Annotated in this window: 15 protein-coding genes; 3 read left to right on the top strand and 12 right to left on the bottom strand. The window is 27.5% G+C overall.

Going from position 1 to position 15,613, the window contains the following annotated elements; genetic code table 11:
- The first annotated feature begins 15 nt into the window (after window positions 1-15).
- A complete protein-coding gene (locus CP523_RS13995; protein ID WP_120140968.1) occupies window positions 16-339 on the top strand; it encodes a hypothetical protein in 324 nt (107 codons plus the stop codon).
- Between the two features lie 130 nt (window positions 340-469).
- Here CP523_RS13995 and CP523_RS13990 read toward each other — a convergent pair whose 3' ends face one another.
- The 6 genes from CP523_RS13990 to pyrB are packed head-to-tail and all read right to left on the bottom strand — an operon-like array spanning window position 470 to window position 5,594.
- On the bottom strand, window positions 470-1,369 hold the full coding sequence (locus tag CP523_RS13990) for a dihydroorotate dehydrogenase (protein WP_066678817.1): 900 nt from the start codon (window positions 1,367-1,369) through the stop codon (window positions 470-472).
- A 19-nt stretch (window positions 1,370-1,388) separates the two neighbouring features.
- On the bottom strand, window positions 1,389-2,126 hold the full coding sequence (locus CP523_RS13985; RefSeq protein WP_120140967.1) for a dihydroorotate dehydrogenase electron transfer subunit: 738 nt from the start codon (window positions 2,124-2,126) through the stop codon (window positions 1,389-1,391).
- Between the two features lie 17 nt (window positions 2,127-2,143).
- Window positions 2,144-3,019 (bottom strand): orotidine-5'-phosphate decarboxylase, encoded by an 876-nt coding sequence (pyrF, locus tag CP523_RS13980; RefSeq protein WP_066678813.1) that lies wholly within the window; start codon window positions 3,017-3,019, stop codon window positions 2,144-2,146.
- Window positions 3,020-3,029: 10 nt separating this feature from the next.
- The gene (locus tag CP523_RS13975) at window positions 3,030-4,226 is read right to left on the bottom strand and encodes a dihydroorotase (RefSeq protein ID WP_066678811.1); all 1,197 of its coding nucleotides are present in this window, start codon (window positions 4,224-4,226) and stop codon (window positions 3,030-3,032) included.
- Window positions 4,227-4,248: 22 nt separating this feature from the next.
- Window positions 4,249-4,674, bottom strand: a complete 426-nt coding sequence (locus tag CP523_RS13970) for an aspartate carbamoyltransferase regulatory subunit (protein WP_066678809.1) — start codon at window positions 4,672-4,674, stop codon at window positions 4,249-4,251.
- Entirely contained in the window at window positions 4,674-5,594 is a 921-nt protein-coding gene (pyrB, locus tag CP523_RS13965) for an aspartate carbamoyltransferase (RefSeq protein WP_066678807.1), read from the bottom strand. The genes CP523_RS13970 and pyrB overlap by 1 nt, the downstream gene beginning before the upstream one ends.
- Window positions 5,595-6,234: 640 nt before the next feature.
- Between pyrB and CP523_RS13960 the strand changes: the two genes are divergently transcribed.
- Both CP523_RS13960 and CP523_RS13955 read left to right on the top strand, forming a co-directional pair.
- A complete protein-coding gene (locus CP523_RS13960) occupies window positions 6,235-6,456 on the top strand; it encodes a hypothetical protein (RefSeq protein ID WP_066678805.1) in 222 nt (73 codons plus the stop codon).
- Window positions 6,457-6,570: 114 nt separating this feature from the next.
- Window positions 6,571-7,791 (top strand): IS256 family transposase, encoded by a 1,221-nt coding sequence (locus tag CP523_RS13955; RefSeq protein ID WP_120140434.1) that lies wholly within the window; start codon window positions 6,571-6,573, stop codon window positions 7,789-7,791.
- Between the two features lie 244 nt (window positions 7,792-8,035).
- Here CP523_RS13955 and CP523_RS16545 read toward each other — a convergent pair whose 3' ends face one another.
- From CP523_RS16545 to CP523_RS13930, 6 genes are all read right to left on the bottom strand, one after another.
- Complete coding sequence (locus CP523_RS16545; RefSeq protein WP_265586008.1) at window positions 8,036-8,158, bottom strand: hypothetical protein; 123 nt, start codon at window positions 8,156-8,158, stop codon at window positions 8,036-8,038.
- A gap of 1,282 nt (window positions 8,159-9,440) precedes the next feature.
- Window positions 9,441-10,220, bottom strand: a complete 780-nt coding sequence (locus CP523_RS13950) for a serine hydrolase (RefSeq protein ID WP_066678802.1) — start codon at window positions 10,218-10,220, stop codon at window positions 9,441-9,443.
- 157 nt (window positions 10,221-10,377) lie between these two features.
- Window positions 10,378-11,478: a 6-phosphofructokinase gene (locus tag CP523_RS13945; protein WP_066678801.1), complete on the bottom strand. Its 1,101-nt coding sequence runs from the start codon at window positions 11,476-11,478 to the stop codon at window positions 10,378-10,380.
- A gap of 226 nt (window positions 11,479-11,704) precedes the next feature.
- Complete coding sequence (locus tag CP523_RS13940) at window positions 11,705-12,589, bottom strand: undecaprenyl-diphosphate phosphatase (protein ID WP_066678799.1); 885 nt, start codon at window positions 12,587-12,589, stop codon at window positions 11,705-11,707.
- A gap of 75 nt (window positions 12,590-12,664) precedes the next feature.
- Window positions 12,665-13,774: a hypothetical protein gene (locus CP523_RS13935; RefSeq protein ID WP_066678798.1), complete on the bottom strand. Its 1,110-nt coding sequence runs from the start codon at window positions 13,772-13,774 to the stop codon at window positions 12,665-12,667.
- Between the two features lie 63 nt (window positions 13,775-13,837).
- On the bottom strand, window positions 13,838-15,571 hold the full coding sequence (locus CP523_RS13930; protein ID WP_066678795.1) for a tetratricopeptide repeat protein: 1,734 nt from the start codon (window positions 15,569-15,571) through the stop codon (window positions 13,838-13,840).
- Window positions 15,572-15,613 lie beyond the last annotated feature (42 nt).

The raw sequence follows: 15,613 nt of genomic DNA, 5'->3' as shown, positions 1-15,613 counted from the left end.
AAGTGAGGTATATATATGATTATAGAAATTAATCCTAATACTCTCCTTTTAGGTATTATAACAATTTCGATAGTTATTGCTATTATTTACTTAATTATAACATTAAGAAAAGTTTTAGCATTATTGGACAACCTTAATAAAACTCTAGTAGATAATAAAAGTAATTTGGATAATACCTTTAAAAATTTAAGTGACATAACTGATAATGTAAAAGACATAAGTGATGTAGCTATAGAAACTACAGCCGAAGCACTTGTTGTAAAAGAAGATCTAATTAATCGATTAGATATAATTAAAGATATAGCTAATATAATAGCTGGAGTATTTCTAAAAAAATAATAGAAAAGAGGTAGATACATTAATCTACCTCTTTTCTAAAGATTTTATAAAAATAAAACCTTTAGCCCCCTAATTTTACTTTAAACAAGTTTGCTTATTGCTAATGCGCTAGTCGAAAATTGCATTAAGTTTATTTAATGCAACCTACTATTTCATTTATATCCTTTATACCTTGTGATATACAGAAATTTTCTATTTCTTCTATTATCTCTTTTCCAGCCATAGGATTTATAAAATTTACTGTGCCTATTTGTATTGCTGAAGCTCCTGCCATTATAAATTCTATAGCATCAATACCGCTACTAATTCCTCCAAGACCTATTACTGGTATTTCTACAGCTTTAGCCACTTCATGTACCATTCTTAATGCTATTGGTTTTACAGCTGGTCCTGAAACCCCTGCATAAATGTTATTAAATATAGGCTCTCTTTTATATGGATTTATAGCTAATCCTTTTAAGGTGTTTATTAATGATATTGAATCAGCACCTGCTTCTTGACATTTTACTGCCATATCTACGATATTTTCAGCATTTGGAGAAAGTTTAACCATAATAGGTTTATCGGCTATCTTCTTTATTTTAGAAACTACATCAAAAGCCACATCTGATTTTATTCCAAAAGCCATTCCTCCTGATTTTACATTAGGACATGATATATTGAGTTCTATCATATCTATATCTTGTCCTCTTAACTTACATATTGCTTCTTCATAGTCTTCCATACATCCACCGCCAACATTAGCTATTATATTAGTTCCTAATCTCTTCATCATTGGCAGCTCTTCTTTTATAAATCTGTCTATACCTGGATTTTGAAGACCTACAGAATTCATCATTCCTGATGGTGTTTCATAAACTCTTATTCCTTCATTCCCTTCTTTAGGATTAAGTGTCAATCCTTTTGATGATATACCACCAAGAATTCCTACATTATAGAAGTTATTATATTCTCCTCCAAAACCAAATGTTCCTGATGCTGCAATTACTGGATTTTTAAAATCTATACCATTTATATTTACTTTTAACATATTAACCTCCTTGGTGATATTATAATTCTACATAGCTACCATCAAATACTGGACCATCCTTACATGTTCTTTTATGTCCATCTTTTGTTTTACATGTACATACTAAACATGCTCCTACACCACAAGCCATATGCTTTTCCATTGAAACATATACCTTCACACCATTTTCCTTACACATTTCAACTACTTTTTTCATCATAACTTCTGGTCCACAGCAAAGCACTGTATCATAATTTTCTACCTTAAGTAGTTCAGTAATAAATCCTCTATGCCCATAATTACCTGTATTAGTACTAATATATGTGTTATTCACAAACTCTTTCAAATCATTTATTAAATAAATATCATCTCTAAATCCAGCGTATAAATCCATTACTATATTAGTGTTTTTTTCTCTTAATCTTTTTGCAAGTTCTAGCATTGGCGCTATTCCAATTCCTCCTGAAACTAATGCTACTTTCCCTAAATCTTCTTCTATATTAAACCCATTTCCAAGTGGACCTGTTAAGCTTATAGTATCTTCTTCTTTAAGGTTAGCAAACTCTTTTGTTCCAGCTCCCACTACAGCATAAAGAAAGGTTATAGTTTCAGAATCCTTTTCACATATACTTATAGGTCTTGGTAATAAAGTTTTCCCTTCAATTTTTAACATATAAAATTGACCTGGCTTAGTTTTATTTTTATCCTCAACAACCATTTTATAGATTCCATTTACTATTTCCTTATTTGAAATTACTCTTGCTTTAGTATAATTCATATATAAGTCCTCTCCTTTTATAGTAATTTTACAGCATTTTTTATTTCATCTCTCATTCTTATAGCTTCTTCCCTTGCACAAATAGCAAATTCTTTTTCTCTTCCCTCTTGTTTCTTATATGCTAAAAGTATAGCTCTTGATGAATTAACTACTCCTCCATTACCATTATTTAAATATAACGCCACATCTTCAGCTTTACCACCTTGAGCTCCATATCCTGGTATTAAGAAAAACATGTTTTTAAATCTTTTTCTTATTTCTTTTCCTTCTTCGACATGAGTGCATCCTATAACTCCACCAATTGCGGAATACCCACACTCTCCAGTAATATTTTCGCCAAGCTCTTTAAGCTTATCTCCCACCACAGCATAAACTTTTCTTCCATCTACTGTATCAATATTTTCTATATCTTCAGCACCTTTATTTGATGTTCTAACTAATGAAAAAATTCCTTTTGTCCCCTTTTCTAAATATGGTATATATGGTTCTATACTATCCATTCCCATATATGGGCTTAATGTTATAAAATCTGCTTCAAAGTCTCCCTGAAAATGAGCCTTTGCATATTGAGTTGCAGTAGCTGCTATATCCCCTCTTTTAATATCAGCAATTATAATAGCATCTTTTTCTCTTAAATATTTTAATGTATCTCTATATGCTATCATTCCCTTTATTCCTAATGCCTCGTAATAAGCTATTTGGACTTTATAGCATGATACTACATCTAAAGTAGAATCTATAATTTGCTTATTAAACTCAAATATTGCCTGAGCTTCATCTTTTTCCTCAAATAAATATTTCGGTATATAATCAATTGATGTGTCTAATCCTACACATACAACTCCCCTTTCATTAACTCTATTAAATAATTTATCCATTATATTACTTCTCATAAATAATCTCCTATTTCTTATATAATATTCTTCCGCCTTTTATAGTCATTTCAACTTCTCCATAAAACTCCATTCCATCAAAGGGTGTATTTCTACCCTTAGAATGAAACTCATTAGAATTTATTTTTACTTTTTTATTTAAATTTACTAATACTAAATCTCCATCTAACCCTATACTAATTATTCCTTTATTCATACCTAATATTTTTGCTGGATTTTTAGACATTATTTCACTTAATTTATTTATACCTATAATATTATTACGAACTAAGATTGTATAACATATTGAAAATGCTGTTTCAAGCCCTACCATTCCTGGTGAACCCTTTTTCTTATCTTCTTCTGTATGAGGGGCATGATCAGTACCTATACAATCCACAACACCAAGTTTTATAGCTTTTAAAATAGCATCTACATCTTCTTGTTCTCTTATAGGTGGATTCACTCTATAATTATTTATTTTAGTAGTTAATGCTATATGATGAGGTGTAACCTCACAAGTTAAATTTACTCCATCATCTTTAGCTTCTTTTATATAATTAATTGCTTCTTTAGTACTTACATGAGCCATATGAAGTCTTGCTTTACTCTCTTTAGCTAATGCTATGTCCCTTAAGGTCATCATATTTTCTGCTATTCTCATATCTGTTTTTGAAAATTTATGATCTTCTGCATGTGACATTATAATCCAATTATTTTCTTTTGCTTTTTTCATAGCTTCATACATTATAAATGAATCCATAACTCCTACACCATCATCTGATATAGCTTTTATTTCTTTATCACCTTTAAGCTCATCTAAATGTTCTACAGTTCTTCCATCAAAATTCTTAGTTACTGATACACATTGGTGAATGTCTATAAGACTTATTTCTTTAGAACGATTTCTAACTGTATCTAATACCTCTTTACTTGAGCATATTGGAGATGTATTAGCCATTAGACAAACCCCCGTATATCCACCCCTTAATGCAGCCTTTGAACCTGTTTTTATATCTTCTTTATAAGTAAGTCCAGGCTCTCTAAAATGAGCATGTGTATCTATAAATGCTGGCATTAAAGTTAATCCTTTTGCATCTATTTTATCCACATTATCTATTTTTAACTCTTTTCCTATTTCTTTTATTTTTCCTTCTTCTATATAAATATCACCATAAAAATTTTGCATTGCATCTATTACATTTGCATTTTTAATTAATAAATTCATATTAAGCACCTCGTACATTATCCTATAATAATTTTGTTATATTATCACAATATTCACATCTATAAGTACATTCTTTTAAATTAACTAGTTTAAAAGAATGATTTACATATTTTTCATCTACTGTTATACATCTTGGATTATTGCACTTTAAAATATTTAATACCCTTGTTGGTAATTTCGGCTTAAACTTTTTATTTATTTCACCATTTCTAACTTCGTTTATTGTAATACTTGGAGATAATATACTTAAAACTGTATAATTTATTTCTCTTATATTTTCAATTTTTATTATGTCTTTTTTCCCTAATATTTTGCTATCTGCATTTATTATTAGAGTCACTTGATTTTTCTCATTTTCTAAGTTTAAATAATTAAAAATTTTTATACCCTTTCCAGCTTTTATATGATCTATAACTAATCCATTTTTTATGCTAGTTATTTGAAACATTATGCCACCTCCAAAAGTTTAGCAATTAACGCCATTCTTACATACATTCCATACTCTGCTTGCTTAAAGTATGCTGCTCTTTCATCTTTATCTACTTTCATTGATACTTCATTTACTCTTGGTAGTGGATGTAATACTATCATATCCTTTTTAGCTAAATTCATCTTACAATTATCTAATATATAACTGTCTTTTAATCTTATATACTCATCTTCATTAAAGAATCTTTCTTTTTGAATTCTTGTCATATATAATATATCAAGTTCTGATATAACATCTTCAAGTCTTTCTACTTCTCTAAACTCTATATTATTATTTTTTAATATTTCTTCTCTTATATATTCTGGTATTACAAGTTCTTTTGGAGATATTAATATAAATCTATTACCATTGTATCTTGACATAGCTTTTATTAAAGAATGTACAGTTCTTCCATTTTTCAAGTCACCACAAATACCTATTGTATGATTTTCTAAACCATTTTTTAATGACTCTATAGTTAAAAGATCTGTTAATGTTTGAGTTGGATGTTGATGTCCACCATCTCCAGCATTAATTACTGGAACTGATGAATACATGCTAGCTACTTTTGCTGATCCTTCCTTTGGGTGTCTCATAGCAATTATATCTGAATATATTGAAACTACTTTAATAGTATCTGCTAAAGTTTCACCTTTTGAAGCTGAACTTGAATTAGGTTCTGAAAACCCTAATATTTTTCCTCCTAATCTCATCATAGCTGCTTCAAAACTAAATCTTGTTCTAGTGCTTGGTTCATAAAAAAGTGTTGCTAATATCTTTCCATCACAAATATTGGAAAATTTTTTAGGATTTGAAATAATTTGATGTGCTAATTTGAATATTTCATCTAATTCTTCTAAATTAAAATCACTTGGGTCAATTAAATGTTTGTTTTTCATTACATATCACTCCTTATTAACATCTCTGTGTTAAATTTAAAGGTTGAAGTTCTATTAATTCTTTTTATAAAAATTTGCTAAGGCGCTTTTGGAGCCTTCGATTTTTTCACGTATGTCCCCTCTCCAAACTTTGTCTAAGGAGAAAACTAAGGTACCAGTATTTATTTTTTATTATTTAGGCCAACATACTTAGTTTTAAAATCATGATTAAGTTATCCTAAATTTAGATATCAATATAATTTCCTAAAGAATAAAAAAAGTCTTCCTATTTAAAGGAAGACATAATTAGTCCTTGTTTTATGGATTAATATAACTTCCTTTTTAATCTCTCGGATTAACTTAAAGGTTACTCTATTTTTGTTAGAATAACACTTATCTTCAAAATTGTCAATTGAAATTATTTCCACAAATTATATATAGTAAATTTCTGTATTTAAAAATATTTTTAATACATATACAATGCCATTATATTTTACAAATATAATTTTTTTATAAGTACTTTATATATTTTAATAGACTTACTTTCTGCTTGCTAATATAATGTTTCGAAACACTTATAATAACATTTTATTACCATTGTTATTTATAAATAGTAATATTATAATTTAGAATAATATATAAATCCAAAGGAGTTTTTCTTATGAATGAGGGCCAAGAAAAATTTTCAAACTTTATTATGCTAAATGTAGAAGAAAAAAATCAAGATAAATCTAAAGAATTATTAACTGAAAGTTTTAAAAAACAAAATGATGGTACATTTAACAAAGAGTATTTAATTACTTTCATTCCTAGAATGTTAGAATTAATAAAACCTGAATGTGTTGAACAAGTAAAAAATATTATTATAAATTATAAAGCATAATTATATTTTTATAATAAAAGTGACGTTATCCTAATTAAACGAGAGTGTAAAATAGTCTGTGTAAACTTCAGAAAATGATATAATAAATTATCAATTATGGAGGGAACACAGACTATGTCATTTTCAAAGGAAGAATTAATAAAAATATTAGCAAAGGATCCAAATATTAAAACAGCTGAAGATATTCAAAATGTTTTAAAAGACTTATTTGGAGGAATGCTTCAGCAAATGCTAGAAGCCGAATTAGATAATCATCTTGGATATGAGAAACATGATTACCAAAATAAAAACACAACTAATAGCCGTAATGGCAAGAGCCGAAAAACTATGAAATCCAATCTTGGCTACTTCGACTTAGATGTTCCAAGAGATAGAGAAGGTTCTTTTGAGCCTGAAATAGTAAAAAAACATCAAACTGATGTTTCACATTTAGAAAGCTCAATAATTGGGATGTATGCTAAGGGAATGACTACAAGAGATATAGCATCACAAGTAAATGAAATATACGGAATGGACATATCACCAACATTAGTTTCTAATATAACAGATAAAGTAATTCCAATGATTAGAGAATGGCAAAGCCGTCCGTTGGAAACAGTATATCCTATAGTATTTATGGATGCTATTCACTTTAAAGTGAGAAAAGATAACACCGTTGTTTCGAAAGCAGCCTACGCTGCGATTGGAGTAAATATTGAAGGAAAAAAAGATGTTCTTGGTATATGGATAGGAGCATCAGAGTCATCAAAATATTGGTTGCTTGTTCTGAATGAGTTAAAAAATAGAGGCGTAAAAGATATACTAATTGCTTCAGTTGATGGGTTAGTAGGGTTTAACGAAGCCATTAGAGCTGTTTATCCGAACACTGAAATTCAAAGATGTATTATTCATCAAATAAGAAATTCAAGTAAATACTTATCTTATAAGGATTTAAAAGCTTTCAATGCAGATTTAAAACTAGTTTACACCGCTTCTACTGAGGAGGTCGCATTAGCGGAATTAGATAGATTAGAAGAAAAATGGGGAGAAAAATACTTAATAGCAGTAAGGTCTTGGAGAAATAACTGGAATGAGTTATCAACATTCTTTAAATATCCACCAGAGATTAGAAAAATAATATATACAACTAATGCAATGGAAAGTTATAATCGTCAACTGAGAAAAGTTACTAAAACTAAATCTATATTTCCGAATGATGAATCATTAATGAAGATTTTATACCTTGCTACCGTTGATATAACAAAGAAATGGACCCAATCAATACGAGGATGGGCTCAAATTTTAGCTCAACTATCAATCTTCTTCGAAGGTCGTTTAGACGACCAGTTGTTCTAAAAAATATTTAGTCTAACTCTTATTAAAGTGCAGATTATTATGTAAAATTTATCAATTAAAGAAAAATAAAGGTTGGATGTTGTATTAACCTTTCCAACCTTTAAAATAAAACTAAATTTTCTAAAGTTTACACAAAAATATTGACAGACTCAATTAAACGGATACTTCACTTTTATTATTTTTACTAAATTTATTCTTAAAAACCACAAATTCCATCTTTAATTTATATAAACTACTTCTCTAACTATTCTTTTGTATTTACTTCTTTGCTTGTGTTATATCCTTCTTTAAACCCTTCCGTAAAACTACATCCTACAAGACTTAAAGTTATAATTCCACAAATTAAGATACATATTATTTTCTTCATTGATACCCCTCCATTTCATAATTATAAAGTATATAATAATGTTTAAATTACTTATATATACATTTTGCAATTTATTTTCATAAAATTGTATTTGTTCTTTGATTTTAGTAAATCCTACTTTCTAAACTTCTTTACTCAATATTTAATATAGTTTTCGCTATTGACATTAAATAACCTCCTATAAATTTTTTATGCCACATAGTAAGATTTTAAACTTATTCTATGTTTTTTATAATTAAAATTTTTATTATATCAATACTACAATTTCTTTTTAAACTCTAAATAAATTTTAATACTATATTAATTACAGTACATATCAAACTTACTATAGTTGTTAGTAAAATAAATTTAGTACATTTTTCCATTTTTCTTTTATCCCTTTTGTACATCATATTTTTTTATTATACAGATTATAAAATAAGAATAAAAAATTAAATAAAAGTAAAATTGATAAACATATAAGATATTATTAACAACATTAATAAATATCTTAATTGCAATAAGTACTTTAATACAAAAATCATTTATTTTTACTTTTTTCAAATATTATTATATAATTAAATATATAAAAAGTAAAATTTACAAATATTTTAAAAACCAAGTAAAGCCGATAATTGTATGGTATAGTCTGTATATTGGAAAGCTTAGATTAGTAAAGAATCGTAGATCATTGCCATTAAGTAAAATTTAATAAAGAGGATCATTAATAAAAAAAGTGCTTTGACATATTATTAGTTATCACTATATCTCTATTTATGATAGCTTATGATAGAGATAATATAAAAGAATATAATAAAACTAACATAAAAGAAGATTATAAAGTTAATACAAAGTACATTTTTAGGAAATAGTACTAAAAATGGGTTATTCATTGTTGCAGGAGGACATAATACATTACCGAAAGTTCGTGAATATTATTTATATGATATTGATGCTACACCAAGAATCAATCCTTCAATTAAGTATGTATAACCCTTTACTAATATACATAAAACTTAAATCATTTACTATTACTATATCTTTAAATTTATCTAAATCCATAATATCATCTCCTGTTACTCCAAAATATCCTTATGTGCCTTTCTATCTTTAGTGGTTATCTCTTTCGCTTTTCTATCTACAATTTTATCACTATTCCATTTATATAAATATATATACTCCCCACACTTTCCATAAGAATATAAATCTATTCTACCATGTGATCTTAAATATAATTTTTGACCAATTAATTAATAACAAAATAATAACCCCTAGAAACCTAGGAGTTATCACATCTTGGTTATTAATGCCAATTATTCATAACATTATCCCACATCATTTTACCACATTTTGCTAGAGTTACTGTTCCATAAACACTATTTGGTATGCTCATTGAGAGTATTGTAAAAACAAAATTTCCTTTAGATAATTGAATTAGTGCAGTATCATTTTCCACTCCACTTTTATCTCCAGTCTTACTTGAAATTTCATACTTTAAATCATCTGGAATATAAAGGGCTGATTTATTTTTTATTTGCTGTCTTCTTAATATATCTACAAGCATTTGACTATTGTCTGCATTTAAAAATGTTCCTTCATATAAATGTTTCCATATTTTTGACAAATCACTTGCTGTAGTAATATTTTCAACTTCATTTTTAGGCTTTCTCTCATCTGTAGTTTTTCTATTTAAGAAAGTATTCTTTAATCCCATTTTTTGAATATCTTTATTTATTTGCTCCATTCCTACAATGTCTATAATTTTATTAGCCGCTGTATTATCACTTTGTATAAGCATAGCTACTAATAGTTCAAATACAGTATATTCTCTTTCATTAAATTCATGAATAATTCCTGTGCCATATACTTTATCCTTGCCGTCTATTTTTATTTTATCCATAAAATCTACTTTACCTTGCTCCACTGCACTTATTAAAGAAACCGCTATCGGAAGCTTCATACATCCAGCTGCTATCATTTGAACGTTTTCATTGTAACCATAAATAAAACCACTTTTCAAATCTTCAAAGAAAAATCCATATGTTCCTATTCTTGATTCTAAGTATTTTTTTATCTCCTTCATAATACCCTCCAGCTTTCTTTTATATAATCTGCCTATCTAAAGTATATCATATTTTCAGAAAATTTTGAAGTATTTAACGAAAAACTTTTTCCCTTAGGTTATATATTTTTATAAAATAAAGTAGAACCAAAATATTTTGGTTCTACTTTAAAATTTATTAATCTGCAAAAGAAATGCCTATTTTTTTTGCAATTTGAACTAATTCCCCTTCTGGATTTACTAATTTGGATTTTTGACCAATAACATTTTCTAAACTATCACTTGATATCTTATTGCCTTTTAAACAAACCATTTCACCAAATTTGCCTTGATTAATTAACTCAACTGCTGCAACCCCATATCTTGTTGATAAAATTCTATCAAAAGTTGAAGTATTTCCACCTCTTTGAATATGTCCCAAAACAGTACATCTAACCTCTTTATCTGGAACTAGTTTCTCTAAATCATCAGCTAATTTATTACCTATACCACCTAACCTTATTGGATCTGGACTATCTTTAACTATTTTGGACACTACTACATCTCCATTTTTAGGTTTAGCGCCTTCTGCAACTACTATTATACTAAATCTCTTTCCTTGTGATTCTCTCTCTTCTATTTTTTCAACTATCTTATTTATATCATATGGTAACTCTGGTAAAAGAATTACATCTGCTGAACCAGCTATACCTGACTCTAACGCTATCCATCCTGCCCCTCTTCCCATAACTTCACAGATCATTATTCTATGATGTGATTCTGCCGTTGTATGAAGCCTATCAAGTGCTTCCGTAGCTACATCAATAGCTGTATTAAATCCAAAAGTAACATCTGTTGATGCTAAATCATTATCTATTGTTTTTGGAACACCTATTACATTAATACCTTTTCTTGCAAAATCCCTTGCTGAAGTTAATGTACCATCTCCTCCAATTACTACTAATACATCAACGCCTTCTTTTTTCAGATTTTCTACTGCAACATCTGATACATCTTTCTTTACTATAATTCCATCTTCTTCTATTTGATAATCAAAAAGGTTGTCCTTATTGGAGCTATAAAGTATAGTTCCACCTCTATGAAGTATACCTGATACACTATCAAGGGTTAGAGGTACGTAATCATTATTATATAATCCTCTATATCCAAACTTGTATCCTATTACTTCTATTCCATAATTTAATATTGCTGTTCTAGTTACTGCTCTAATAACTGCATTTAGTCCAGGACAGTCTCCACCACCTGTTAATAAAGCTATTTTTTTGACTTGTTGTGCCATTTAAAAATCCCCCTCACCCAAATACGCTTATTATTTTTCGAATCAATACTATATTTATAATTTTCTGCAAATTTATTTAAGATAAATGCTATTTTCTATTAATATAATAGCATAAAGAATAAAAAGTTAAAAGCAAAAATTTTTGTATATTAAAAATGTTTTTAATCTTTAGAATATTTATTTTCTTGTAATTAAAAAGGGATCTGTTTTAACAAATCCCTTTTTCTTATACAACTAATGATACGATTCCCAATACAGACAATATTAATAATACTATACCTGCTATAATTCTATATATAGCAAATACTCTCATTGGTTTCTTTTTTAAGTAACTTACAAACATTTCCATAACAACTAATGAAACTATAAATGCTACTACAAATCCTACTATTAAAGCTATGATATACGTTTTATTCATAATTGAAAAGTCAAATTTTAATAAATCAAGTCCTGTTGAACCTACCATAGCTGGTATTGCTAAAAAGAATGAGAATTCAGCAGCTACTGGTGTTGATAATCCTGCAATCCATCCTCCCATTATTGTAGAAGCACTTCTTGACATTCCTGGCCACATAGATAAAACTTGGAATAATCCAACCTTTAATGATTGCATTGGTGTCAGATCAAAAACATCTGTTGTTGAAATATTTCCTTTTTTAGAAACTTTATTTCTAAATCTATTTTCAATAACTAATAATAATACACCACCTACTATAAATGCTACTACAACTGCTGAAGGTTTAAATAATGCTTTTATTTTATCATGTAAAAGTAATCCTACTACCCCTGCTGGTATTGATGCTATTATTACATTAATACCAAATCTAAATCCTTTTTCACCTTTTTTACCTAAGGTAAAAATATAAGTAAAGAACTCAACTATTGAATACCATAGTTTTCCCCAGTATAAAACTACAACTGCTAAAATTGCTCCTAATTGTATTACAACTTCAAACATCTTTGCAAACTCTACATGATTTCCTGAATTGAAACCTATTAGACTACCAAATAAAATCATATGTCCAGTTGAAGATACTGGTACAAACTCAGTTAACCCTTCTATTATAGCTATGAATATAGCCTTAAGTATATAAATTAAATCTAATCCCATACTTTAAATACCTCTCCTTCTAAAAATAATGTATTTCAAAACAAATTATATTATACAGTTAAACACCAACTATGTCTATTCATTACATTCTATAACTATTTTTGACGCAACATTTTTCCCATCTAATGACAATTCTATTATGTTTTCACCTGGCTTCAATACTACATCTGAGTATCTCTTTACTTCCTTATATTCACCACTATTTTCTTTTATATAGTAGCTATCTATTATAGAGCCATTTCTAAACCCACCAATTATTAAAGATTTAGACTTCTCTTCTTTATCTTTGTTATTACCTTCAGCTTCTTGCTTTTTCATTAAAATTATATAGGCTTTTTGGTCTTTTCCAATAACATTATCTATTGGATTTTTATTTATTAATTCTAATTCTTCTGTGTATATAGTTGGAAGTATGTATCCACCCTTAAAATCTAATGTAATATTTTCTTTATCTTTTATATATGTAACATAACTATTGCTTTTTTTCATATCAACAGAATTATCTATAGCTACTGTATAGCTACCTAAAGATTTATTTAGGTTATCCATATAATCCTTTTTAGTACTATTTCCATTGTATTTTAATATTTTTGTATCATCTTCTAACAACTCTGTTGCACTACAAAGAAATCCTTGATTTTCAAAATATCCATGATCTTTAAAATCTATCATTATCCATTTATTATCTACTTTACTCCAATATTCTACCACATAGTAATTCTTTTGTTTATTAATATTGCCTTTAGGATTCCTAAATTCCCCAACTCTAACATCTAAATCTAAACATGATATAAAATCTCTGGTTATTATAGCCATATCTCTTGCAGATACTTTTTTAGCATCTTTCTTTTCTTTTAAAATATCATAAGCATTTATTCCTTTAGAATTTGGAACATCATCAAAAGAAACAACACTATTAACAAGTTCAACAACTTTTAATACTTTTTTTAAAGGTGTATCTTCATTCTTCGTAGATTCTTTTATTTTATAAATATTATCTAGTTCTTTTATTTTAGGGTTGTCCACTTCACTAAAATTATATGCTATATTTTTTTCATTATATACATTGTCCCACTCTACAACTTGAATACTTCTTTTTCCCTTTTCAAAATATATAAAAGCAGATATTCCACCTATTACCAAAAGTGTAATTACTAATATAATTATTCTTTTAAATTTTTTCATTATTATCACTCCCAAAATACATATATTTCTTATAATAACATAAAAAGTGCCATATGGCACTTTTTAATAGAATAATGTAAAATCTGCAATTCTTATATATGATTCTTTTCCATTTTGATAATTATCATATATTGATTTAGCTTTATTATAATTTTCTGTTAATGCTTTTTTTACATCTAAATCTGATATCTTAGACAAACTATCATAGGCTTCCTTCATATTTTCCATACCTCTTTCAATCTCTCCCGTAATAGCAAAATAATAGCATGCTGCATTATTTAATGCTAAAATATCATTTTCATTAATTAAATAAGCTGTTCTTGTTTCTTCTATACCATCTTCATATAACCCTTGCTCTAAATATAAAGCACCTAATAATCTATAATACTTACTAACATCTTCATTATTCTTTATTGCTTCTTTAGCATTTTTAATGGCCTCTTTAGGCTTTTTATCAATCATATATAGCTTGGATAAATTATAAAATGCTTCACTATCGTCTCTGCCAATATTCATAACTAAGTTATAAACTTTTTTTGCCTTTTCTATATCTATAGCTTTTCTTCCATAATATTCTCCTAGCTTATTTATCATATTGTAATTAAAAGGTTCCTTTTTTATAGCCGTTCTGAAAAATGGTTCCGCTATTTTAGTATCACCCTTTTCTACAAGTATTTGTGGAACTAATACACCATAAGCTCGTGCACAATTTGAATTTTTGACAATACATTTTTTAGCAAAATCTAGAGCACTATCATAATCTTTCTTCCAAAGAGCATCCCAAGCTAAAAGATTTTTTGCTAAGTAAGAATCTTTATCTTGATTAACTATTTCTTTTATAATTTCCTCAGCCTCTTTATCTCTATTAGCTTTATTATAAATTTCAATTTCTAATAATCGTACATTAATGTTTTCTTTATCATTTAGATCGTCTAATATTTTCTCTGCCTTAATTATACTATCTTTATCAGTAGAATATATTTCTGCCATAAATACTTTATAAAAGTCTTCATTTAAATTCTCTTTAGATAATAAATTTAATTTATCCAATAAATTCTTCTTATCTATTTCTTGAATTTGAGACATAGCATTATATATTTCTAATTCGTTTTTATCTAAATCCCAAGCTTTTTTTAATATGTCAATACCTTTTGTTACTTTCCCCATAGACATATACATTTCTGATGCCAGCGCATAATCAAAAGCTGTTGTATTATTAATTAAATAATCATTTATTAATTTTTCTGCTTTATCCACTTTATTATTTGCTATGTAAACCGCAACCATAGTTTTGATCATTTGCTTATTATTTAAATAATCATGTAAATGACTTTCACCTAAACCAAGAGCTTCTTCTTTCTCATTGTTCATTAAAAAAGTGAATACAACTTCGTTTATTAGCTCTACATCTTTTTCTTTATATTTTTCTATACCTTTCTCCTTTATTATTCTGTCTCTTTTAACTATAGACTCTTTTAATAAAGTGTTGGATCTTTCATATTCACCTTTAATTGAATATATTTCTGCTATTTTAACATTCCAAATAGGCCAGTCTTCTTCCTTTTGCAAATTCTTATATTCTTCTACAGCCTTATCATATTCAGCTTTATAGAATAAATCCTCTGCTACATTATTCGTAAATGTAGTATTATCATCTGTGCTTATACCTTTAATAGATAATATAATACCAAGTACTAAAAGCATAGATAATGATATAACTAAAATTGGCTCTATATGAGGAAATTTATCATATGCTTTTCTATAAAATAAATTAACCTTTTCGACAAACGTTTTCATACTTTCCCCTCTTTATACTATTTTTATTATTCTACATAATTT

Origin of the sequence: Clostridium septicum, from assembly GCF_003606265.1 — a bacterium.
GTDB lineage: Bacteria > Bacillota > Clostridia > Clostridiales > Clostridiaceae > Clostridium > Clostridium septicum.
Note: the sequence above shows the minus strand (reverse complement) of the source record. Positions and strands in the feature narration are given on the sequence as shown.